19 protein-coding genes are annotated in these 24,305 nt (G+C 41.4%); 17 read left to right on the top strand and 2 right to left on the bottom strand.

What is annotated here, in order from left to right:
• The first annotated feature begins 200 nt into the window (after positions 1 to 200).
• The 6 genes from HXT58_RS01510 (at position 201) to HXT58_RS01535 (ending at position 7,559) form a co-directional block, all read left to right on the top strand.
• Positions 201 to 1,109 (top strand): ABC transporter substrate-binding protein, encoded by a 909-nt coding sequence (locus tag HXT58_RS01510; RefSeq protein WP_004118845.1) that lies wholly within the window; start codon positions 201 to 203, stop codon positions 1,107 to 1,109.
• A 144-nt stretch (positions 1,110 to 1,253) separates the two neighbouring features.
• Complete coding sequence (locus HXT58_RS01515) at positions 1,254 to 2,255, top strand: amino acid ABC transporter permease (protein WP_112928750.1); 1,002 nt, start codon at positions 1,254 to 1,256, stop codon at positions 2,253 to 2,255.
• Between the two features lie 85 nt (positions 2,256 to 2,340).
• Positions 2,341 to 3,129: an amino acid ABC transporter ATP-binding protein gene (locus tag HXT58_RS01520; RefSeq protein ID WP_101886097.1), complete on the top strand. Its 789-nt coding sequence runs from the start codon at positions 2,341 to 2,343 to the stop codon at positions 3,127 to 3,129.
• Positions 3,130 to 3,224: 95 nt separating this feature from the next.
• Entirely contained in the window at positions 3,225 to 5,132 is a 1,908-nt protein-coding gene (gene glmS / locus HXT58_RS01525; RefSeq protein WP_004118863.1) for a glutamine--fructose-6-phosphate transaminase (isomerizing), read from the top strand.
• Positions 5,133 to 5,178: 46 nt separating this feature from the next.
• Positions 5,179 to 6,609, top strand: coding sequence for an ABC transporter substrate-binding protein (locus HXT58_RS01530; RefSeq protein WP_421775656.1), 1,431 nt, complete (start codon positions 5,179 to 5,181; stop codon positions 6,607 to 6,609).
• 182 nt (positions 6,610 to 6,791) lie between these two features.
• Entirely contained in the window at positions 6,792 to 7,559 is a 768-nt protein-coding gene (locus HXT58_RS01535) for a type III pantothenate kinase (RefSeq protein ID WP_004107486.1), read from the top strand.
• A 266-nt stretch (positions 7,560 to 7,825) separates the two neighbouring features.
• Here the strand turns inward: HXT58_RS01535 and pdxT are convergent, their stop codons facing one another.
• Positions 7,826 to 8,425, bottom strand: a complete 600-nt coding sequence (gene pdxT / locus HXT58_RS01540; RefSeq protein WP_004118885.1) for a pyridoxal 5'-phosphate synthase glutaminase subunit PdxT — start codon at positions 8,423 to 8,425, stop codon at positions 7,826 to 7,828.
• Positions 8,422 to 9,255: a pyridoxal 5'-phosphate synthase lyase subunit PdxS gene (gene pdxS, locus HXT58_RS01545; protein WP_064340158.1), complete on the bottom strand. Its 834-nt coding sequence runs from the start codon at positions 9,253 to 9,255 to the stop codon at positions 8,422 to 8,424. Before pdxS ends, pdxT begins: the two co-directional genes overlap by 4 nt.
• 543 nt (positions 9,256 to 9,798) lie before the next feature.
• On the opposite strand from pdxS, the gene HXT58_RS01550 reads away from it, so the two are divergent.
• The 11 genes from HXT58_RS01550 to HXT58_RS01600 all read left to right on the top strand — a co-directional run bounded on the left by HXT58_RS01550 (position 9,799) and on the right by HXT58_RS01600 (position 24,251).
• A complete protein-coding gene (locus HXT58_RS01550; RefSeq protein ID WP_064340218.1) occupies positions 9,799 to 11,490 on the top strand; it encodes an ABC transporter substrate-binding protein in 1,692 nt (563 codons plus the stop codon).
• Positions 11,491 to 11,854: 364 nt separating this feature from the next.
• Entirely contained in the window at positions 11,855 to 12,820 is a 966-nt protein-coding gene (locus tag HXT58_RS01555; RefSeq protein WP_064340219.1) for an ABC transporter permease, read from the top strand.
• Between the two features lie 42 nt (positions 12,821 to 12,862).
• The gene (locus tag HXT58_RS01560) at positions 12,863 to 13,747 is read left to right on the top strand and encodes an ABC transporter permease (protein WP_004118899.1); all 885 of its coding nucleotides are present in this window, start codon (positions 12,863 to 12,865) and stop codon (positions 13,745 to 13,747) included.
• A complete protein-coding gene (locus HXT58_RS01565) occupies positions 13,744 to 15,426 on the top strand; it encodes an ABC transporter ATP-binding protein (protein ID WP_064340220.1) in 1,683 nt (560 codons plus the stop codon). The genes HXT58_RS01560 and HXT58_RS01565 overlap by 4 nt, the downstream gene beginning before the upstream one ends.
• A gap of 117 nt (positions 15,427 to 15,543) precedes the next feature.
• Positions 15,544 to 16,038: an S-ribosylhomocysteine lyase gene (locus HXT58_RS01570; protein WP_004118906.1), complete on the top strand. Its 495-nt coding sequence runs from the start codon at positions 15,544 to 15,546 to the stop codon at positions 16,036 to 16,038.
• A gap of 53 nt (positions 16,039 to 16,091) precedes the next feature.
• Positions 16,092 to 16,631 carry a histone acetyltransferase gene (locus HXT58_RS01575; RefSeq protein ID WP_032842431.1) on the top strand — a complete coding sequence of 180 codons (540 nt, stop codon included), beginning with the start codon at positions 16,092 to 16,094 and terminating at the stop codon, positions 16,629 to 16,631.
• Positions 16,632 to 16,716: 85 nt separating this feature from the next.
• The gene (alr, locus tag HXT58_RS01580) at positions 16,717 to 18,096 is read left to right on the top strand and encodes an alanine racemase (protein WP_064340221.1); all 1,380 of its coding nucleotides are present in this window, start codon (positions 16,717 to 16,719) and stop codon (positions 18,094 to 18,096) included.
• 64 nt (positions 18,097 to 18,160) lie between these two features.
• Positions 18,161 to 19,444, top strand: coding sequence for a deoxyguanosinetriphosphate triphosphohydrolase (locus HXT58_RS01585; protein WP_004106024.1), 1,284 nt, complete (start codon positions 18,161 to 18,163; stop codon positions 19,442 to 19,444).
• A gap of 83 nt (positions 19,445 to 19,527) precedes the next feature.
• The gene (locus tag HXT58_RS01590) at positions 19,528 to 21,270 is read left to right on the top strand and encodes a PASTA domain-containing protein (protein ID WP_116442785.1); all 1,743 of its coding nucleotides are present in this window, start codon (positions 19,528 to 19,530) and stop codon (positions 21,268 to 21,270) included.
• Positions 21,271 to 21,461: 191 nt separating this feature from the next.
• A complete protein-coding gene (locus HXT58_RS01595) occupies positions 21,462 to 23,204 on the top strand; it encodes a PASTA domain-containing protein (protein ID WP_116442784.1) in 1,743 nt (580 codons plus the stop codon).
• A gap of 393 nt (positions 23,205 to 23,597) precedes the next feature.
• Complete coding sequence (locus HXT58_RS01600) at positions 23,598 to 24,251, top strand: hypothetical protein (protein ID WP_116442783.1); 654 nt, start codon at positions 23,598 to 23,600, stop codon at positions 24,249 to 24,251.
• Positions 24,252 to 24,305 lie beyond the last annotated feature (54 nt).

Genomic DNA, 24,305 nt, shown 5'->3' on the forward strand with positions numbered 1-24,305 from the left:
ACGCACATATTATACATTATTGCGCATAATATGCAGTTTTTGTTTATGAAAAGCATAATTATTGTGCAGATGTACTGCATGAGTATCTTCGTATATTCAATAATCGTATAAAAGGCTGTTGAATTTGTAGGGTTATCGTGTATAGTTATACACATTAATGCAAATTATAGATTCTTAGTACATACATGAGGAGAAGAACTATGTTTAAATCTATGAAGCCTGTTGCTATTGTTGCATCTTTAGTAATGATTGGCAGTATTGCTGCATGTGGACCTGCTGATTCTAAAGAAGCAGACCCTGATATTGCTCGTAGCTATGATATAAGTCATGTGCAAAAAGATGATGCTGTTGCAGCATTGGTACCAGCAGAAGTTGCAAAAACAGGAGAGTTAACTGTTGGTGTAAACGTAAGTTATGCCCCTGCAGAATTCTTTGCTGCAGACGGTAAAACTCCTGTAGGTTACGAAATTGATTTTTCGAAGGCTCTTGCAAAGGTCATGGGCTTAAAAGCAAAAATTATGCATGCTCAGTTTGACTCAATCATTCCAGCAATAGGAAGCAAATATAATGTCGGTATTTCTGGTTTTACAGTAAATGCTGAACGTATGAAGTCTGTAGACTTTATTACTTATGCAAACGCAGGTTTGTCTTTTGAAGTGCGTAAGGGAAATCCTACTAAAGTAGATCCAAAGAACCTTTGTGGCAAGAAAGTAACTTTGGAAACTGGAACTGTTGGCGAACCTATTATGGAAGAAGCAAAGAAACAGTGCGCAGCTAAAGGGAATAAGCCTCTTGAAATCATGAGCTTCAAGGAGCAAACTGACGCAACTACCGCACTTCTTTCCGGTCGCGCTGATGTTATGTATGCAGATACTCCTGTTGCCGGTTACGCTTCAATTAAGAATCCTGGAAAGCTTGAAATTTTGGAAAACAGCAAGGATTCTGAACCAATGGGAGCGGCTGTTAAAAAGGGTGATGCAGCGATGTTGAAGGCTGTAAAAGCTGGTATTGATAAGCTTATGAAGTCCGGCGTCTACAAGGATATCTTGAAGAAGTGGGGCGTTGAAGATGTTGCTATTGAAAAGTCTGTAGTTAATCCAAAACTATAAAACTTTAGCTATCAAACTTTAGCTATCAAATAATCGAATAATTATCTAAAATGATATCGTTAATCTGAGTCGTGATTTAATTCTCGGCTCAGATTGTTTCTTTACTTTGCTGTTTTTGTATAAACGTACTTATTGGAGCATATTTTGAATTCTTTAATTGGTAACTCTGCTAAGAGCAAGTCCGGAGTAGCTAACTCTGAACGTATTTTGCCAGTAAAAAAGCCAGGACCTATTATTGCCGGAGTCATTGTAGCTGTAATAGCATGTTCGCTTCTTTACAGTATTATTACTAACCCTCGTTTTGAATGGCAAGTAGTCGGAATATATCTAATAAGCGATAATGTGCTTTCTGGTATTGGCTGGACGTTGCTTCTTACGCTAATTGCTATGGTAATTTCAATCGTGTTTGCTGTAGGCTTAGCGATGATGCGTAAGTCAGTTAATCCTGTGCTTCGTGGCGTAAGTTGGTTCTTTATTTGGTTTTTCCGTGGTACTCCTGTTTATACGCAGCTTGTATTTTGGGGCATGTTTGCGGTTCTTGTGCCGAGAATTAGTATTGGTATTCCTTTTACTTCTGTAGAATTTTGGTCTATTGATTCTAATGTGATTATGACTTCTCTTACTGCTGCTGTAGTTGGTTTGTCTTTGAATGAATCCGCTTATTTGTCGGAAATTGTTCGCGCAGGATTGGAAGCTGTCGATAGTGGACAAGTTGAAGCTGCTAAGGCTCTTGGAATGGGTAGAGCTTTAACTATGAGGCGTATAATTCTTCCTCAAGCAATGCGTATTATTGTTCCTCCGCTTGGTAACGAAACAATCGGTATGCTAAAAACGACTTCGTTAGTTCTTGCAGTTCCGTTTACTCTTGAATTGCAATTTGCTACAAATGCTATTGCTAACCGTATCTATAAACCAATTCCGCTTCTTCTTGTTGCGAGTATTTGGTATTTGATTATTACTTCCATTTTGATGGTTTTGCAATACATGCTCGAGAAGCATTTTGCTAAAGGTTTTGAAGCAAGAGATATTGTAAAGCATGCTCAACTTAATACTGATTCTGATCAGCGCGGCGATCAATCATTAGATGCTAAACGGAAAAATGTTAAAGGACGAAATGATGCTGCTATGCTCGGATTTAATGCCTGAATAAACGCATAATAGCTTAAATTTTAAATATTTTTCTTTGTAAACTTTAAATTTTGCATGAAACAAACAAATTGGATGTGAATAAATGGTAGAAGCAAAATCTAATCTTCCTGCGGTTGCTATTAACGACGTGCAGAAATCTTTCGGTCAATTGCATGTACTTAACGGTATTAATATGACAGTGAATCCAGGTAGCGTAACAGTTATTTTGGGTCCGTCCGGTTCTGGAAAATCGACGTTATTGCGTTTAATTAATCAACTAGAAACTTTGACTGCAGGAAATATAAGTATTTATGGCGAGCGCATCGGTGTAAAGCAAGTAATGCATAAAGGTGAGAAATGTCTGCAGGCTCTTAACGACAAAGAAATTGCTCAACAGCGTGCGAAGCTTGGCATGGTATTCCAGCGTTTTAATTTATTCCCTCATATGACGGCTTTAGAAAACGTTATGGAAGCTCCTGTTCATGTTATGCATATGAAAGCTCAAGAAGCGCGCGATTTAGCTATTGAAGAACTAAAGCGAGTTGGCATGGATGAGCGTATGAACCATTATCCTGCAGAACTTTCAGGCGGTCAGCAGCAGCGCGTTGCAATTGCTCGCGCTCTTGCTATGAAACCGGAAATTATGCTATTTGACGAGCCAACATCTGCGCTAGATCCAGAGCTTGTAGGTGAAGTGTTAACCGTTATGCGAAATCTTGCTAAAGATGGCATGACTATGATTGTAGTAACTCACGAAATTGGTTTTGCGCGTGAGGTTGCAGATCAGGTTGTGTTTATGGATGGCGGTGTCATAGTTGAGCAGGGTAGTGCAGATATTATTACTAATCCGCAAACTGATCGTTTTAAAGATTTCCTAAATCACGTATTGTAATTTACGTAAGAAACGTATCTTATTTATGTAGTTTTGCATAGTTTTTGTGTGCTTCTCTGGCGTGCACTCGCTCGCATAACGTACAATAGAAGATTATGTGTGGCATTGTAGGATACGCAGGTTTTGGAAAAGTTTGTGCAAAACCTTTAGAAGTTTGTTTAGGTGGGTTAGAGCGTCTAGAATATCGCGGATATGACTCTTCGGGCGTAGCTTTAGTTGCTCCTGGGATGAAATGTGCGACTGTGAGAAAGAAAGCTGGTCGTTTATCTGTTCTTCGCAATGATATTGATGCAAACCCTATGCCTGAGGCGAGTGCAGCTATTGGTCATACTCGTTGGGCTACTAATGGTGCTCCTTGTGACATTAATGCGCATCCTCATACTAGTGCAGATGGCAAAATCGCGCTTATTCATAATGGCATTATTGAAAATGCTGTTGTATTAAAAGAGCAGCTTCACGAAGAAGGATACGAATTTTCTTCTCAAACAGATACTGAAGTTGCTGCAAAATTACTTGGCAAAATTGCGAATGATATTGTAAACGAAACTGGTAAGCCTGATTTATTCACAGCTCTTCGTCGTACTGCAAAAATGTTAAAAGGAGCTTTCACATTACTTGCTGTTGACGTTCGTCAGCCTGGTATTGTGGCTGCTGTTCGTCACGATTCGCCTTTGGTCGTAGGTCTTGGAGACGGTGAATATTTCCTTGGCTCTGACGTTGCAGCTTTTGTTGCTTATACGGATCGAGTCTTGGAAGTTGGTCAAGATCAAGCTGTGTGCATTGGAGATGTAGATGGCAGCGGCAAGGCATCTTTGCTTCTAACTGATTTTGACAATAATATTGTTGAAAATCCTACTTGTTTTACGGTTGATTGGGATGCTTCTGCAGTAGAAAAAGGCGGTTGGGATTCCTTTATGGATAAGGAAATTCATGAGGATCCACATGCTGTCGCTGACACTTTGCGAGGTCGCTTTGATGCGCAAGGAAATATTGTGCTAGATGAAGTGCATATTAGCCAAGATGTTTTGCGTTCAATAGATAAAATTATTGTTGTTGCTTGCGGAACTGCAAGTTATGCCGGATTGGTTGCAAAATATGCTATCGAGCATTGGGTTCGTGTGCCTGTAGAAGTTGAATTAGCGCATGAGTTTAGATATCGTGATCCTATTTTGACTCATCGCACGCTGGTTGTTGCTATTTCGCAATCTGGTGAAACAATGGACACGCTTATGGCTTTGCGCCATGCGCGCGAGCAAGGTAGTCGAGTTCTTGCAATTTGCAATACGCAAGGTTCTAGCATTCCGCGCGAATCTGATGCAGTTCTTTACACGCATGCAGGTCCAGAAATAGCAGTTGCATCTACTAAAGCTTTTGTTGCGCAAATAGTTGCAGCCTATATGCTTGGTCTGTTTTTGGCGCAAGTAAAAGGCACTATGTATCGCGACGAAATTCAGCAAATCGTTGCGCAATTAAAAGAGATGCCGGATAAAATTCAGCATGTACTTGATACACAATCTGAATCAATTATGAAAGCTGCTGAGCATACTCTGGAAGCTAAATCTTTCCTTTTCTTAGGTCGACATGTTGGATATCCTGTTGCGCTAGAAGGTGCGTTGAAGCTTAAGGAAATTGCGTATACGTTTACTGAAGGTTTTGCTGCGGGTGAGCTTAAGCACGGTCCTATTGCGCTTGTAGATGAAGGTGAGCCGGTAGTTGTGATTGTGCCATCTTCTCGCGGTCGTGATGTGCTTCATGCGAAAGTTATTTCTGGAATTGAAGAAGTTAAAGCGCGCGGAGCTTTCACTATAGCTGTTGCAGAAGAGGGTGATCCAGATGCTTCTCGCTATGCAGATATTGTGTTCTGGCGTCCTAAATGTGCGACTTTGCTAAGTCCTCTTGTAGATGTAGTTGCATTGCAATTATTTGCAATGGATATGGCAAAGTTAAAAGGTTATGATGTTGATAAGCCTCGTAATCTTGCAAAGTCTGTAACTGTTGAGTAAGCGCATAACAACGTTGAGTAACATAAAGTAACGGATGGCAAATCTTATGTCTGCATTTGCAAGAATTTTGCAACAACGCAATCATTTTGGACGCTTGCTTCTGTCGATACTTTGTGTTTTTTCTTTGCTGTTTTCTTGCGGATGCGGAACTAAAGATTCTAGAACTCAAATTAGTGTTTGGTCTTGGGAACCAAGCATGAAACGACTTGCTGAAGAATTTGAATTACATAATCCAGATGTTCATGTAACTGTAAAAGATACTAGCGGATATAGCAATCTTAATAGTGCTATTCAAGATGGCTATGGTGTGCCAGATATTGTTCAATTAGAATATTTTGCTCTTCCGCAATATGCTGTAAGTGGACAGCTTTTAGATATTACTGATCGTGTGAAAAATACTCGCACATTCTATACTCCTGGAACATGGTCTTCTGTGCAACTTGGTGGACGTGTTTACGGTTTGCCGATGGATTCTGGCCCAATGGCTTGGTTTTATAATGATGACGTGTTTAAGCAGGCTGGTGTAGATGCCACAAAAATACACACTTGGGAAGATTACCGTCACGCTGCTCGTAAGCTTAAAGATATCGGTGTGTATATTGCAGCAGACTCAGGTGACGCAAGTTTTTATAACGCTATGATTTGGCTTGCAGGTGGACACCCGTTTATGACTTCTCATGATGGGAAAACAGTTACTGTTAGATTGAGCAAAGATAAGGGTACTGAAGAGTTTACAAAGTTCTGGCAATCAATGATTGATGAAGGATTGATTGACATTAGAACTACAACTTGGAGTCAACGCTGGAAGAACGGTGTTGGAGCTGGCAAGATTGCTTCTGTTTTCTCAGGAGCCTGGATGCCGTCTTTGCTTCTGGAAAATGTGCCTGGAACTGCAGGATTGTGGAAGGTGACGAATGTGCCAACTATGCACGGAGAAAAGCGTAATGCAGAAATGGGCGGTTCTTCGTTATCTGTGCTTAAATCGAGTCGTAAGCCTGAAGCAGCAATGCGATTTGTGAATTTTGTATGCCATGATATGCATGGAATTCGTACTCGTGTCAATGGTGGAGCGTTTCCTGCAGATGTTGTTACGCTTAGAGATAAGTCATTTTTAGATAGAGCTACTATTCGTGATTCACGAGGCATTGATATACCTTATTTTGGCGGCCAGAAGTTTAATCGTGTATTTGCAGATGCCGCTAATCGCGTGGATACGGGATACAGGTATTTGCCTTTTGAAGTGTATTCGCGAAGTGATTTTAGAGCAACTATGGGTCAAGCATATGACTGGAGTGTTAAATCTTTAGCTAGATTAAACGTGCAAGCCATGATTGATGCTGGTGTTACTCAAGATGATGGAAGTAAATTGTGGCTTCCAGATGATCCTGGTAAACGTATTTCTTTAAAAGATGGTCTTTTATTGTGGGAAAAAGATCTTCAAGAATATGGTTACAATCAAGGATTTGTAGTTAGATAATTTCGTAACGTATTAAAATTAAGTGATTTCGTAAAAGCAGCTTAATTTTGCGTAAAAGTAAGATCATTAGCAAAAGTAGTATAAATACAATAGGATAGTATAAATACACATACAATACGTGCGCGCATGATTGCAGATTAACTTAATTAATCCGTAAATGCCAATATAGGAAGTAGACACACATGTTATTAGCAGTAGACATTGGTAATACGAATATTGTGCTGGGTTTTTTGGAAAATAACCAAATTGTTGGCACTTATCGTATGACAACAAAGTCTAATCATACATCAGACGAGTATGGCATTATGATTGCGCAATTTTTGCATTTAAGCGGATTTACAATAAACGATGTTGAAGATGTTATCGTTGCTTCTGTTGTGCCGAAAGTTATGCATTCATTCCGCGCTAGTATTATCAAATTTCTTCATATTGATCCTATGATTGTAGGTCCTGGTGTTAAAACCGGTATGAATATTCGTATTGATGAGCCAAGAACTCTTGGCGCGGATTGTTTAGCTGATTGTGTTGGTGCGTTTAGTGAGTATGGAGGATCTGTATTAGTTATTGATTTTGGTACGGCAACAACTTATAACTATATAGATAAAAGTGGTGCTATTACTTGCGGACTTATTTGCACAGGTATTCGTACTGCAGCTGCGGCACTTTGGGATAACACGGCTCAGCTTCCAGAAGTGGAAATAGCTAGACCGCAGTCTGTTCTTGCAAAATCTACTAAACTCGCAATGCAAGCTGGATTATATTACAGCTTCTTGGGTGGAATTGAGCGTACAATTGCACAATTTAAAACTGAAATAGACGAGCCATTTAAGGTAGTTGCTACTGGTGGCTTGGGTAGGCTTTTTGAAAATGACGTGCAATCGATTGACTATTACGATCCGGATCTTATTTTCAAAGGTATGGCTTCGATTTATCAACGAAACTTGCGCTAATAGTAAATATCGTTTATTTGTTGTTTTTTGCTCCAAACGTGGGTAATTTTGCTCGTGCTTGGAGGGCTTTGGGTTGTGTTGTGCTCCAAATGTGAGGGAGGTCTGCCTTCGTCGATAAATATGAAGGCAGGATAGTTTTCGTTCTGTGTCAATGTTCAGAATCAAAAACCTCCGCAAATATTGCTACTTGCGAAGGTTTGTATGTAACTTATTTAAGATTTACGCTTTAACTGGCGCTTTACTTACGTTTTTATTTGCAAATTCGATTACAAATCCAGGAAAAGCTGATGGATTCGCATATCGTCGTCAAGCTCCGGGTGGAAGGATGTGCCGATTTGCTTTCCTTGGCACGCGGCGACAACATGACCATCTACAGTTGCAAGAGCTTTGGCATTAGAGCCTACTTCTGCAATGTAAGGCGCGCGAATAAACGTCATCGGCACATTGCCTAGCTCACCAAATTCAGCCTCGCAATGGAAGCTTCCGAGCTGGCGTCCGTAAGCATTGCGTTTAACTGTTACGTCTAAAGTGCCAAAACCGTTTACTTCGTCACCTTCCACGTTTTTCGCAAGCAAAATCAAACCTGCGCAAGTGCCAAGAACAGGCATCCCTCCTGCAATGCGCTCGCGCAAAGGTTCGAGCATATTTTGCTCACGAAGAAGCTTAGCTTGCACAGTGCTTTCGCCGCCCGGAAGTACTAAGCGGTCAAAAGACTGCTCCAAGTCGCGCGCTTGACGAAGTTCAATAACGTGCGCGCCTAATTTTTCAAGCATTAAGCGATGTTCAAGAAAAGCACCTTGAACAGCTAAAACTGCTACAGTATGAGCGGAGTTATCAGTATTGGTAGGTGAGTTTGACAAAATCACTCGCCTCGCTCAGCCATTAAAAGCTTGATTTCCTGCTCGTTAATGCCAACCATAGCTTCGCCCAAGTTTTCGGAAAGTTGAGCAATCATCTTGGCATCCTTGTAATTAGTTACAGCCTTAACGATTGCGGCAGCGCGCTTTGCTGGGTCTCCAGACTTAAAGATGCCGGAGCCAACGAATACGCCTTCGGCACCAAGCTGCATCATTAAAGCAGCGTCGGCTGGGGTAGCAACGCCGCCGGCTGCGAAGTTAACAACAGGAAGCTTGCCGTTTTGTGCAACGTATTTTACGAGTTCGAAAGGCACGCGCAAATTTTTGGCTTCTTCAAAAAGCTCATCCTCGCGCATGCTTGTAAGCTTACGAATTGCGGAATTCATCATGCGCATGTGACGCACAGCCTGAATCACGTCTCCAGTTCCAGGCTCGCCCTTAGTGCGAATCATGGAAGCACCTTCGTTAATTCGGCGCAAAGCTTCGCCCAAATCCTTAGCACCGCAAACGAAAGGCACAGCAAAATCGCGCTTATTGATGTGATACACGTCGTCGGCTGGAGAAAGCACTTCGCTTTCGTCGATGTAGTCGATCTCGATAGCTTCAAGCACTTGTGCTTCAACAAAGTGACCGATGCGGCATTTTGCCATAACAGGAATAGACACAGCCTCTTGAATGCCGTGAATCATTGCTGGGTCGCTCATACGAGAAACGCCGCCGGCTGCGCGAATATCAGCAGGAATACGTTCCAAAGCCATAACTGCGCACGCGCCAGAATCCTCAGCAATTCGCGCCTGCTCTGGGGTGGTGACATCCATAATCACGCCGCCTTTAAGCATTTGTGCCAGTTGACGGTTCAATGCTGTACGGTCTTCGCCGCTTTTGTTTTGCGGATCCGAGGATTCGTTCACAGTTACCGTAGTATTCAAGTTCTCAGCCATCATTCCTCGCTTTAGCTTTAACATATGAGCTTTAACATATGAGATACGTGTATGCATCTTAATATTTCGTGAATTTGCGCGCTTCTACGCTTTAATCTTATGTCGATTATTGCGTACGTTTGCAAGTTTACGTTCTGTTGGAATTTAACCACATTCGTAGGATATATCTCATATGTATTGGTATAAAAATATTACAAAAATATACAAAATATGATTTGATTTTTTGGACGCGCCATAGGTGAGACTGGCTTGTCAATCGACTACGATTAGTAATGCAGTCGACTTGTATTTGGGTTTATGTGGTATGCAAATAGTTATGTTTGCAAATGTGCATTTCCAATAAAGCGGCGAGCTATAAGACAAAAATAAATAAAGAATAAATAAAAAAATAAATAATAATAAATAAATAATGTTTATATGCCATTAAGAAAGGTTTATGGTATGGCTAACAGCAAACCTGAGGAAAGCGTGCACGAAGAAAACGGCGCGACTGAAAAATTCTCCGGTAAAACTAACAATGAGACTAATAAAAGCACTTCTTTCGCTGCGAGCACTGACTCTTCGCTGAATGAAGCTGAAAAATATGCTTATTCAGGCTCGAAACGCAAAATGGGCAAGATCTGGCTATTTAGCTTAGCTATTGTTTTGGTAGTAGTGTTTAGTGCAATTTTTGCAACTCTTACTACATCTAATAAACCAAATAAATCAAATTCAGTATCGGAAATTTCGAACAAAACTATATCTATAGGTCTAAAGTTAGCTCCTACGAATCTTGATATCCGTAATCAATCAGGTTCCTCACTCGACCAGTTGCTTATTGGTAACGTGTATGAAGGCTTAGTTGCTCGCAATGCTACTAATCAGGTAGTTCCTTCGTTAGCTCAAAGCTGGGAAGTAAGTAAAGATGGTTTGCGTTACACATTCCACATGCGTAAGGGTGCTGTATTTTCTAACGGCAATAAGCTTACTGCGCATGATGCAGAATGGTCGTTTAGCGAGCTTATTGCTAAAAAATATCGCGGCTCTAACATGGTTGGAAAAGTTGAGTCTGCTAAAGCAAAAGATGATTACACGTTTGAAATCACTCTTAAAGAGCCAAATGCTAAGCTTTTGTGGGCACTTTGCAGTCGTTCAGGTTTAGTTTTTGATAAAAGCGCAAAGTATGATGCAAAAACTCAAGCAGTTGGTTCTGGACCGTATTTAATTGACAAATTTGTGCCAAATGATCGTGTTGTTTTAAAAGCAAATCCGCGTTATAAAGGTATTCATCGTGCGCAAACTAATAAGATAGTAGTTCGCTATTTTGTTGACGATAACGCAGCGGTTGACGCACTTTCTTCCGGTTCTGTGCAAGCATTAGCTCCTATTTCTGGTCAACTTGCTAAGCCTTTTAAAGATGATTCCAAGCGTTACGATGTCAGTGCAGGTAATGGCACAGATAAATTTGTTCTAGCTATGAATATGAAAGGCGAACGTACTAAGGATAAGCGCGTGCGCAAAGCTATTCGTTACGCGATTGATCACAAGCAAATTATTGCATCTCGTGGCGGCACGGATTTAGCTCTTGGTGGTCCAATTCCTTCTCTTGACCCTGGTTATGAGGATTTAACTAAGCTGTATCCTCATGATTTGCAGCGCGCTAAGGAGCTAATGAAGGAAGTCGGATTTGACGAATCTCATCCTATGGATTTGACGCTTACTTATCCGAATATTTACGGCACGCAAATTGGCGATCAGCTGCGCTCGCAATTGAAGCCTATTGGAATCAATTTGAAAGTTAATATTGTTGAGTTTACTACTTGGCTTCAAGATGTTTATAAGAATAAGCAGTATGATTTGTCGATGGTTGATCACAATGAGAGTCACGATTTTGGGCAGTGGGCGGATCCTACGTATTACTACGGTTACGACAATAAGCAAGTCCAGGATTTGTATGCTAAAGCTATGCTTTGTGCGGATCCTAAAGAGTCAAATAAATTGCTTGCTAAAGCTGCGCGAATTATTAGCGAGGATGCTCCTGCTGATTGGCTGTTTAACTATCGCGTTGTAACTGCGAAAATGAAGAATCTTGAAGGAATGCCTTTTGACATGAATCAAGAGATTTTGCCGCTATACAACCTGCGGCTTAACTGATTTTGTGTTAGCTGTGCGCGACGACCTGCCTTCGCGCATAGAGCGTAGCGCGCGAAGGCAACTCGGAGCGCCGAGCTTGCTCAAGTTGAAAGCACAGTGTGCTTTCAGCGCAAGCGAGGTCTGCCTCCGTCTCGATTGACGAAGGCAGGGAAGACTCACATGTGGGCACATTGGGAATTTGGTTGTGGTTGTGTACGCTGACGACCTGCCTTCGCGCATAGAGCGTAGTGTGCGAGCGTAATCCGCGCGAGCGTCTCAAAATATGCAAAATGAGACACTCGCGCAGCGCGCAAACTGCACTAGTGCCCGAATTTGTGTATTTGTGGTGCGTTTCGACTAGAAGAACATAGAAAGGAGGCATTTTATGTTTCGCATGATTTGCTACAGAGTATTGCTGTTTACTCTTGCTTTACTTGGTATTTCTGTAGTTATTTTCATATCGTTACGTGTACTTCCGGGCGATGTTGCGCAAGTTATGGCCGGCTTAAACGCTCCTAGCGGAAAAGTAGAGGAGCTTAGAGCAGAACTTGGTATTAATAAACCACTTTTTACGCAGTATGTTGACTGGATTTGTGGTGTTTTCCGCGGTGACTTTGGCGTGTCTATGTTAACTGGTCGTTCTGTAAGTTCAACTATTGCGATGCGTGCTTCTATTACTTTTCCGCTGATTCTTTTGGGTCTGTTTATTGCTTTAGTAGTTGGTATTTCACTTGGATGTTTGCAAATTACTCATGAAGGCAAACTTTCACAGGCAATTATGCGCTTTTTGGCTATTACAGCAGGCTCTGTTCCAGCATTATGGGGTTGCATGCTACTTATTTTGCTATTAGGACGCGGTATTGGTGTGTTCAGTTTGTTGCCAACTCAAGGTTTCCCTACAGATGGCTGGAGCGAATTTCCTGAAGCTTTTGCGTCTCTTCTTATTCCGGCTCTTACAGTAGGACTTATTGTTGGATCTAGTTTTATGCGTTACACTGCTGCAACTGTTGAAAATATTGTTAAAAGTGAAGTAGCTTCTCAAGCTATGGCTTGCGGAATGACTCGCAAACAAGTTGTGTGGCGTGTTGGTTTGCGACTTGCTCTTCCTCAACTTGTATCTGTTATTGGTTTAACTTTCGCTCATATGGTTATGGGCGTGATGGTTATTGAAAACCTGTTTTCCTTACCTGGTATTGGTACGGGAATGGTTCGAGATGTTGGTTTGCGCGATCTAATTGCAGTGCAAGGTGAGCTTTTTATGCTTGCTGCGCTGTTCTTACTAATCGGCTTTGTAGTTGACATTACCCATCGACTACTTGACCCTAGGTTATCTAAAGATAGTTTGAATTAATTTCCTATTGTTGAATCTAACATGCGAATAAGGTGAGTTTTTATGTGCAATATGTCTAAAAAAAGTATCAAAGTAAAATCTACTTTGTTTAAGCGCATATGGAATGCTACTTTCGGTAAATTTGTGTGTTTAACGTTTGCAATATGGTTTTTTGTTGCTTTGCTTTCGCTTTTATGGACTCCGTACTCACTTTTAGAAACTAATGGTTTTAAAGTATGGCAGAAGCCGTCTTTTTCGCATTGGCTTGGCACGGACGGCACTGGTTCAGATATGCTTAGTTGGCTTATGGCAGGTTCAAGAATTGAGCTGATTCTCGTTTTTTCTACTGTTCTAGTTGCTACTTGTATTGGGTTTATTGTTTTGAGCTTTATGATTTCTAGTTCACAAATTGTTCGCACAATAAGCATTATGTCTGTTGACGCATTGATTTCTATTCCAACTGTTTTAATTGCGCTTATACTTGCAGTTCCGTTTGGAGCTAGTGTTGTTGTGATTGTTATTGCTTGTGGAACTGGCTATGGCTTGAATTTAGCACGTATTGTACGACCTAGTGCGCAGCTTGCGTTGCAATCTGATTATGTGACTTCAGCTGTTTTGCAAGGTTCCTCGCGTAAATATGTTCTTATTCATCATGTTTTACCAAATATTATTCCTGTTGCTTTTGTTGAGCTTTCTCTTTCTGCAGGAACTGTTATTTTGGCTGAAAGTGGCTTAACATACTTGGGTATTGGTGTTCCTTCTGGAGTTCCTAGCTGGGGGCGCGTGTTGGCTACTTCTGTTTCGTTAATTCACGTAAATCCTTTATCGGTTGTCTGGCCGGGTTTGATTGTGACTGTGGTTGTTGTTGCTCTTAATCTTTTTGGTGACGTATTGCGCAAAGTTTTAGATCCTTCATCAAAAAGTACGAATAAAGTAGGGGAAAAATGAGCTTAAATATTCAAAATCTCACGCTAAAACTTGGCGGAAAACTAATTCTTGACAACGTATCAATTGAGATTTCTGACGGTGAGCGTGTTGGCTTAGTTGGTTCCTCTGGCTCTGGCAAATCTATGCTAATTCGAGCTATAACTGGATTATTGCCGTCAAATGCTGAAATTTCAGGCTCTTGTATGCTTGGCAATTTTCAAACAGTGAAAGCAAAAGATGAAAATTTAGCTTCTATTCGCGGAAAATACGTTGGTGTAGTATTTCAGCAGGCTAATAGAGCGCTTAATCCAATGTTAAGCGTTGAAAAACAAATTTCTTTGCCTTTGCGAATACATTACAATCTAGATGATGACGATATTCACAATCGAGTATGCATGATGCTTGAAAAAGTAGGGTTGTCGAAAAATCTCGCATCTAAACGCACGTTTGAGCTTTCTGGAGGTCAACAGCAGCGAGTTGGTATTGCTACAGCTTTGATTACTTCTCCGCGTTTGATTTTGGCTGATGAGCCTACTACCGCGCTTGACTCGGTTACACAAAGTGAAGTTGTGCGAATGCTTGCTTCACTTGTAGATGATATGGGCGCTTCAATGCTTTTTGTAACGCACGATTTTTCTGTGCTTTCGCATGCTGCTAATCGTTGCTATGTGCTTGATTCTGGGCGTGTGGTCGATAGTGAAAATATTAAGAATTTGCTTGATAATCCGCGTATTTCTTCTACTAAACAATTAGTGAGTGCTGCTAAAAAGTTGACTTTTAGAGCGCAAAATTTAGGTTCTAAAAATTTAGATTCTGTAAAAGTGGGTTCTGCAAATGTTGATTTTGCAAATACTGGTTCTGCAAACGTTGATTCTAAGAAATTTAATTCCCGTATTGGCAATAGTGAAGAAAATTCGCTTATAAATGCAAAAAATATTCACGTTATTTTAGGTCGCGCAAAAACTCGTGCTGAAGTGTTAAGAGGCGTAGATTTAAATCTTAATATCGGCGAATCTTTGGCGATTATTGGCGGATCTGGTTCCGGCAAAACAACTCTTATACGCGCTATGTTGGGGCTTGAAACTCTTTGCGAAGGAAACGTTACTTATTGCGGTGAAATTGTAAATAATGCCAATTTATTAGAAGTAAATAAAAATGCTTGTACGCTTATGAGACGCGAATCGTCGCTTGTATTTCAGCATCCGTTTGCCGCATTGGATCCACGCTGGACAGTTCAAAAAAGTGTTGCTGAGCCTCTTAGAATATGGCAAAAATCGCTTAAATTAGACGATGCAACTATTGAGCAGCGTGTTTGTGAAATGCTGAAATTAGTAGGCTTAAAACCTGAAGATTTTTTGGAACGTCATCCTCACGAGCTTTCTGGCGGTCAAGCGCAATGTGTTTGTATTGCTCGCGCATTAATCAATAATCCTCGAGTTTTGCTTGCTGACGAGCCTATGAGTGCAATTGATGTTGCGGAAAGAACTCGCATTTTAGACGCTTTTGCATCCATTCGCTCCGAGCGTAAAAGCATGTCATGCATATTTGTAAGTCATGATTTGGGTATGATCCGGCATTTAGCAACGCGAGTTATTGTTCTTAATGAAGGAAAAGTTGTGGAATGTGGCAGTGTAAATGATGTGCTCAATAATCCACAAAATGACTACACTCGTGCTCTTGTAAACGCAGCAATCATGTAAATAAATCTTTCTACTAATAAATCTTTCAACTAATTAGGCAACTACCGTCTACTATAGAAGTACTCACTACGTTAAAGAGTACGTTGTTTATTGTGTAGTTAAGTGAAGGGAATACTTATGAATAAGCAGGATGCGTCTAGACCTAGACCAGAAAGTTTTGAACTAGATCATACTAAAGTAAAAGCACCTTATGTGCGCTATATCAATACGCAAAAAGGTCCTAATGGGGATGTTATTTCCAACTATGATATTCGTTTAACGCAGCCTAATGAGGAAGCGATTCCTACTGCAGCTTTGCACACAATTGAGCATATGATTGCAGTGTTACTTCGTGAGCGTATTGATGGCTATATTGATTGCTCGCCTTTTGGCTGCAGAACTGGTTTTCATCTGCTAACTTGGGGCGAACACAGCACAGAAGATGTGGCGCGCGCTTTAAAGGAATCTCTTGAGTTTATTGCGTTTAATGCCACCTGGGATGATGTTCCTGCAACAACTATTGAATCTTGCGGCAACTATAGAGACCACAGTTTATTTGGTGCTAGTCAATGGTGTAAAGATATTCTAGCGAAGGGAATTAGTTCGGATCCTTTTGAGCGCAAACTTGTGTAAGTAATAATTAGCTAATTTTGCGTGATTTTATTTGGTTTCTTTTAGAGGTTGGCATGGAAGATATAACATTGAGAAAAGCAACTCTTGGTGACTTGCGAAATATTGAGCATATTTATGAAAATGCTCGCAAATTTATGCGTGTTACAGGCAATCCTCATCAGTGGGGGAATAGTTTTCCACTTGTTTCAAGTGTTATTGAGGATATTCGTTTAAAACGTTTCTATTTGATTGTTGACGAGGATCCAGAATCGCATAACGAGCGTATTTTAGCGCAATTCGCATTATGCGAAGGTGTTGATGAAGTGTATGCCAGTATTGACGGTGCATGGCTTGATGATATTTCCCCTTATGTAACAATTCACCGCTTAGCATCTTCGGGAATAAAACCAAAAATGGCAACAGCGTGCTTGCATTGGGTGCAGCAAAACTATAATAATGTACGCATTGATACGCATCCAGATAACGTGATTATGCAAAAAGTAATTACGCGTGCAGGGTTTAGTCGTTGTGGATTGGTCGTTATTCCAGATCGTGCGCACAGTGCAGTACGTATTGCATACCAATGGGTGCAAACACTTAATCATGTCATATGAAATGCGCATGTGTTCTTAAAAAGCTTATGGAGAGTATGCAAAAGAGCATGTAGCATTAAAGCATACTAAATCAGTTAGGTGAGTTATGAGTACAGATTTAAGTAATGCGGCAAGTAATAGTGCACGTAATGCGGCAATGTTAGAAGCAAACTATGCTCGCACGTTAAGCGTATACCCTGGGCAAGTAATTGTCGATTTGAAGGCGCTTCGAGACAATATGCGTACTTTGGTTGAGCGCGTTTCGCAAGATTTGCAGCCTAGTCAGAATGCGCCGGAAGTTATGGGAGTCGTAAAAGCAGACGGATACGGTCACGGGCTTGTTCCTAGTGCGCTCGCGGCTTTGGCTGGAGGTGCTACTTGGCTTGGCACAGCTCAACCGTACGAAGCGTTGCGTTTGCGTGCAGCTGGTATTGATTCTAGCCGTTGCCATATTCTCACTTGGCTTACTAGCGCTCCAACTACGAGATTTGCAGATCTGATTACAGCAGATATCGATATTTCAGTAGGCTCTGTTGACTCTCTTGATGCTGTAGCTTTTGCTGCACGAAAGTTAGGTAAACCTGCTCGCGTGCACGTAAAAGTCGATACTGGTTTTGGACGAAACGGTTTTACGCCAGAAGGTTTTAGTGCCGCTCTAGAAAAATTGCAACAATACTCTAGTGAAGGCGTAATTGAGGTTATTGGCCAATGGAGTCACTTAGCTGTGGCAGATTCTCCTGATGTTCCAGAATTTGTAGATGCAACCGACCGGCAAATCCAACAATTCCACGAGTTTACAAATCGCATGAAAGAAGCATCTGTGGCACCTAAAATCCGCCATTTAGCGAATACTGCTGCAACGCTTAATCGTCCAGAAATTCGTTTTGAGCTTGTTAGACCAGGAATTGGTTTGTATGGATACGAGCCGGATCCTGCAATGGGGGATTCTCAAACTTATGGATTGCAACCAGCTATGACGCTTCAAGCGCAACTTGGCACTGTAAAAGCTGTAGAAGAAGGGCATGGAATTTCCTACGGGCGCACGTATTTAACTCCAAATAATACGAGTACTGCTATTGTGCCGCTTGGTTACGCTGACGGAATTTTGCGATCTGCTTCCGGATTTGATATGCAAGGTGCGCGTCATGTTGATAAGCAGGGCGGACCGGTTAGAGTAGAAACCAATAAAGGTGCGCGAATTTTGAATGTTTCAGGGCGAGTTTGCATGGATCAGTTCATAGTTGATTTAAAAGGCGATGCTGCAGAGTTAGGCGTCCGAGAAGGCGATACTGTAACGCTTTTTGGTCCTGGAAGAGGTGTGGAATTTGCTGAGCCTACTGCCGACGATTGGGCAGAAGCTGCAGGAACAATCAGCTACGAAATCATGACTGGAATCGGACCTCGCGTGCCGCGGCTTTACCGCAATGCTTACGAAGTGCTATCTTCTAGCGATATTGCAAAATTGGACGCAAAAAGTCTTATATAGCTTGTTGCTGCTTGGTTTTTTAGAAGGTTAAATTAGCCTTAATTGCAAATAAAAGAGGTGCTGTATGTGCAACGAAGTAATTGCATCGGATAATGAGATCGTTGGCGAATACGATTTGCATGATACTGAGCGCTGGGCGAGTGAGCCTCATCACACTCGTGTGAGAACGCCTTTTGAACGAGATCGTGCGCGAATCATACACTCATCTGCGCTACGTCGATTGGGTGCAAAAAGCCAGGTTTTAGTTGCGGGTTCGGATGATTTTGCTCGAACTCGCTTGACACATACTTTGGAAGTTGCGCAAATTGGTAGGCAAATTGCAGCAATGCTTGGATGCGATCCGGATGTTGTTGATTGCGCTTGCTTATCGCACGACTTAGGGCACCCACCATTTGGCCATAACGGAGAACGCGCGCTCGCAGAATTAGCGAAAAATATTGGTGGATTTGAAGGAAACGCACAAACTCTTCGCTTACTTACGCGCTTAGAACCGAAAGTTTTTCGCGAAAACGGTAGAAGTGCAGGAGTAAATCTTACGCGCGCAGCATTAGATGCTGCAGTGAAGTATCCGTGGGGATTAGAAGAAGCAAAAGCGCACGATAAAGGCGAGCGTGATTTGAAATTCTGTGTGTATCCGGATGATCGAGATGTGTTTGAATGGCTGAAAATTGGTGCTCCACGCGAAGCAAAACCAATGGAATGTCAAATAATGGATCTTTCAGACGACATTGCTTACAGTGTGCACGATATTGAGGATGCGATTGTAACTGGCGCTTTTAACCCTGCTTTAGTTGCGGATTCAAAAGTTGTAGATGAAGTTATTGAAGAAACCCATGCATGGTATGGTGAACGTTGGGATGTAGATAAACTTTTGGATGCTTTGAAACGTTTGCGCTCGCTTCACATGTTTCCTAATTCTTTCGACGGTTCTCGTCGAGCGCTAGCGCAGTTGAAAAATATTACTAGTGCTCTTATTGGTCGTTTTGCAAGCTCTGTTGAGCACGCTACGCGTGAGCGTTATGGCAACGGTCCGCTTGTTCGCTACCGCGCAAACCTTGTGATTCCGGAAAATACTTCCTACGAAATTGTGATGCTGAAAAGCTTAGCTGTGCACTTTATAATCGCTCCTCGCGAGCGTGAAGTTTATAAGCGCGAACAGAAAATTTTGACAGATTTAGTAGAAGTATTTATGAGCAAGTCGCCGCGCTCGCACGATGCAATGGAGGAAGTATTCGTGGGAGATTGGAACGAGTGCACTAACGATGATGAGCGTCTTCGTGTTGCAATCGACCAGGTGGCAAGTCTTACAGACGGTTCTGCTACAACTCTTCACGCGGCTTTGTGCTAGGTGCTTTTGCTAAGTGCTTTGTTCTGGGTGAGCTGTGAGTGTAGATTTGTTGTAAAGACTAAAGTGTGCGAAGAAGGTTGAGAATGTTTTGTGCAAATTGCGGGAATAAGATTGATGAAGGTAACAAGTTCTGCAGTTTTTGTGGAGCTGTTGTTGAAAGCGATGTAGCCGATTCATACAGCTCATTAAACTCGTCCAACTTATCAAGCTCGTCGCAATCTCATAATTCCTTCAAATTCGACCCTCTTCATAATCGCAAGCAACTCATAATTATGATTACGAGCATTATTCTTGCAATCGCGCTTGTAATTACAGGCACTGTTTTATATTGCGTAAAAAATCCTAATTCAATCGCAAACTTAACCAGTGCAAAAGCCTACGCTAAAATTCCTAAAGCAAAAGCTGGAGACGATACGGATGGAGTTGTAAAATCCTTGGAAAATAAGGGTTTCCGTGCGAAAGTTATAGACGAGTTTGGCGCCGAAAAGAAGGGCAACTTCCTTCGATACGCAAACGTTAAGCCGGGTTCTAAAGTGTCAACTAAAACAGTTGTAAAAATTCTAAGATCTAAAGGCCCGGGTGTTCCTGCAAAAGGCGTTGTTGGCGCAAGTCTGGACAATGCTAAGAAAATTGTGAAGTCAATGGGCGTTCCAGTAAAACTGCATCACGTTCCTTCCACCGATACTGCAGACGGTAAGATTGTTGCGTCTAGCCCTATGCCTGGAAATGCTGTTGGCAAAGACGGCGTAATAAATATTGCGGTTGGCGAAAAGTGCGATGGCGTGCCAGTTGACGTGTTTGGATTAGATAAAGACAAAGCCAAGGACATGCTATCTTCTAAGCCTTTCAGCGTGGATCTTCGCCCGAAGTTCTCGTCTGCAAAGTATTTTGGCAAAATCGTTGGCGCCTACCCAGCTTTGGGCACTAAAGGCAATCCTAAAGCCGTAACGCTTTACTATGGTGTTGACGCGTCCAAAGCTAAGGATGTGGTGACTGAGCCGATGACTTTCGGAGACGAAACGGCTTATCTTGTAACTCGAGCAGGCTCTTTTGTTGGCAAGTGGTGCACGAAGAGTGGCGATTGCATAAATCTTATTCCGCGTTTTATGAGTGGAGTTTCCGAATTAGACACGGAAGAGAAGGACATTACGGAACTTATACCGGCAGATATTGCTGATAAAAACGGTAGAATACCTGATAAAGACCACAAAGATTATATAAATATGAAAGGTGTTCTTACACTAAATTCAACGGGCCAAGATCCTACGGATTACGCTGTATTTGATAAGAATCTTCCAAATAGTTCAATGATGAGAAATCACCTTATTTCTGGTGATACTGGTGCTGTTGAACTGTATTCTGGTGGAGGAGTTATAGAATGCGGCGGTGAGGATACTTTTATTATGGGTGCTGGATTCGCATGCCTGAATGGAAAATACGTTCAGTATCCAGATAACGATCCAGACGAATATCACCGTATTCAAGATGATCCAGGCAATGGTGTTGGTTTCTACTATACAATGCGAGATTTTATGGTAGTTGTGCCTGTTGGTGCGAAATTCGATAAGCTTGTAAATAGCGGATATTTCGTTGGAAAAGTTGAGAATAAGCCTGATTTGACACGACCGTTTATTTTGCGCAGAAATCCTAAGCTATACAAAGAAACGCGCATGGACCAGAACGCAGGAAGCGATTGGGTTAATCCTTTTGTACCTACGGAGCGTAGTCGCGCGGTTCCGTTCGCTCCAGCTCCGGACGATTCAAACGCGTACTATCTTGTGGAAGAACCTTTCGACTGGAGTGCAATTCCTGGCGAATCACTGTGATTTGGCCGCGTCTAACCACATTTGCCGTGTTATTTTCCCGGCGTTTGTTGCCGTTTCGGCGTTATGTGGAAACATTTGCTGTGAATATTCACGGCGTTTGTTGTCGCATTAAAAAATTGCGCAAGTAGCTGTAGTATAGAAATTAGATTTTTCTGTAGATGAGATTGTTGCGCGCACGAGAGAAGGCTACGATGTTTTGTGCAAATTGCGGGAATAATATTATTCCTGGAGAAAAATTCTGTGGTAACTGTGGTGCTTCTGTTTCATACGGGAATAACGTTGAACAATCTCAGCCTACGGAAGTGATGCAGCCCGGAATTCAGATAGCTCAGCCTGAATATGCAACTCCGCTTATAAAAAATCGCAAACTAATTATTATAAGCGCATGTGTTATAGCAGCGGTTGCAATTATTGCTGCAGCAATCTTCTTCTTTACTTCTTCGTATTTTCATAAAGCATCGCCAAGTGATCGCATAGTCGTACCTAAAGCAAAAGCCTCACAATCTGCACAAGATGTTGTACGCGAACTGCAAGAAAAAGGTATTGAAACTCACGTAATAAAAGATTTCGGAGGAAGTAAACCAGGTAATTTTGCGCGATATCAAAACGTAAAACCTGGGCAAGTTATTCGCGGGAATCACGTTGTAACGGTCGTTGAATCCAAAGGTCCTGGAATGCCGGAAAAGGGAGTGATTGGAAAAACTGTTGAAGAAGCAGCGCCTCTATTAAAATCAATGGGAGTTCCAGTAAAAGTTTACAAAGTAGCCTCACTTCATCCTGGAAAAATTGCTGCAACTAACCCAATGCCAGGCGAGCCTTTAGATGAAAATAAAGAAATCTTCATAGGCGTTGGAGAAGAAGATAAATATCCTGATAGCGGCAGGTCTGTTCCTGTTGAATTATTCGATAAAGATAAAGACGAAGCGTACAAAATGATGTCTGATGAAGGATTCAAAGTTAGACTTGTACCAAAATATTCATCCCGAAAACACTTAGGCAAAATTGTTGGGTCTAATCTTGGATTAGGGCAATCACATAGGGGAGATACCGACATAACGCTTTACTATGGCGCTGATGCTTCTGAAACTAAGAAAATGTTTACTAGCAAGCGTGGATATGGTGAAAGTAATCAAGCAACTGTAGTTTCTACATTAGTTCCATTTGTTGGAAAATGGTGCACTAAATCTGGAGATTGCTTAGAGTTTGAACCTACAAATTATGATACAGAAATAGGCGAGAATACTAGAGTGCTTCTTCGTGGCACTCATGCTATGGATGATTTAGTAGATGATGAAAATAATAAAGATTATGCACACAGTTTCGGAATGTGGCAGTATACACAGCAATTATTGGGTGATGCAATTGATACTGATGATAGTGATGAAGATAAGAATTCTCTTCCTTTGCACAATACATTGATTTTTGGTGATTCTGGCATGACTGAAATATTTCGCGATGGTGGAGATCCTTATTGTGGCAATAAGGTATACAATGTGCATTCGGGGTTGTGTGTTAACGGACAATTCCAAGATTACCAAGATTTAGATAGCAATTATCCAGATTATTCTAGCAATAACTTTATTGATGTGCCGGGAGTAAATAAGGGTATAACGTATAAGATGCGCGCGTATTTTGTGCTTGTTCCGGTTAGTGCAAAGCTCGACGAACTAGAAGCAAGCGGATTCTTTAAAGGCAAAGGCAAGACTAAACCGGATATGGATCGTCCGTTTATTTTGCGCAGAGATCCTAAATATTACAGTAAATCAGAGATAACAGTTGCTTCAAAAGATGGTGATATGAGAGACAATCCTTTTGTTCCAACTTCTAAACATAAAGCAATACCTTTTGCTCCAGCTCCGGATGATTCAAACGTTTACTACCTAGTTGAGAAGCCGTTTGATTTTACTGGTTTCATTAAAGATCGGGAATTGTAAAGTAGCAAAAGATTACGAAAGATTGCGGAAGATGCGGCTTGCGCAACTATTTGCGATTTGTGCGTCTTCCGCTGATTTCGTAGCGTATTTTGTCGATATTATCGTTGATTTGGTGTTTTCGACAGTTTCGTCTCGTTTTGTTTATTTCACCAAGTGATTATGTGTTTTCGACGGTTTTGCATCAGTTATATGGTGAATTCTCGCAAATTTGCTGTCATTAATTTAGCCTGAAAATTATATAGCTTTGTTCTATTTTTCCTTCTACTTCATTCATTTTCTAGGGGGGGGGTATTTTGTGATATAGGTCACATGTTTGACCCAAAGTTACACTAACATATTTTAGTGCAAAATTCTTCGCACGCTGTACGTGAGAAGGAAGAAGAAAGGAAAATTATGTTAAACAAGAAAGCTATCGCAGTATTCGCTGCTGCTGCAACTTTGCTATCCGGATTAGCTTTTTCTACTCCAGCGATGGCTGATGATTATTCCAATGATAGTCAAGAAGAAGATGTTGATAATTTGATTTTGGAAGTATTGTCTCGCGCAAATGAAATCGTTTCCGCAGGCGATACGAATGCTAAGGGGTACGCCGAAGCTAAAGCATTGTTGGAAGTAAATCATGAGATTTGCGAAGCTAAGGCTAAGTGGGTTGCAGCTTTAGATGAAGTTGATAACGCTTCTACAGAAGAAGAAAAAGCCGCAGCTCAGAATAAGGCAGATGAAGCTGAATCTTATTATCTTAGTTTGCACCATCCAAAGTTTGATGGCGCGCTCAATAGGTTTGTAGCTGCTATTGATTACTTCGGACATTCTCAAAAAAATTCTGAATCGGCTGACACTCAATCTGTAGATACTTCTATTCCGCATCGTGTCGATAATAGTAAAGCTGATAACAATAAGACTGATAGCGATAAGATTGATAGCGATAAGATTGATAGCAATAAGACTGCTAAACTTCCTAATACTGGTTCTTCTGTAGTTTTGGCTGCTGTCACTGCTTCCATGCTTGCCGGTATTGGTGCTGTTCTTTGCAAGAGTCGTCACTAAATAGTTTATTCGCTAATCTTTTCTCTAGTTATTTCTAGGTATTAATGCTTATAA

It is taken from the genome of Gardnerella sp. KA01000, from assembly GCF_049244035.1.
In the GTDB taxonomy this organism is placed as follows: domain Bacteria; phylum Actinomycetota; class Actinomycetes; order Actinomycetales; family Bifidobacteriaceae; genus Bifidobacterium; species Bifidobacterium leopoldii.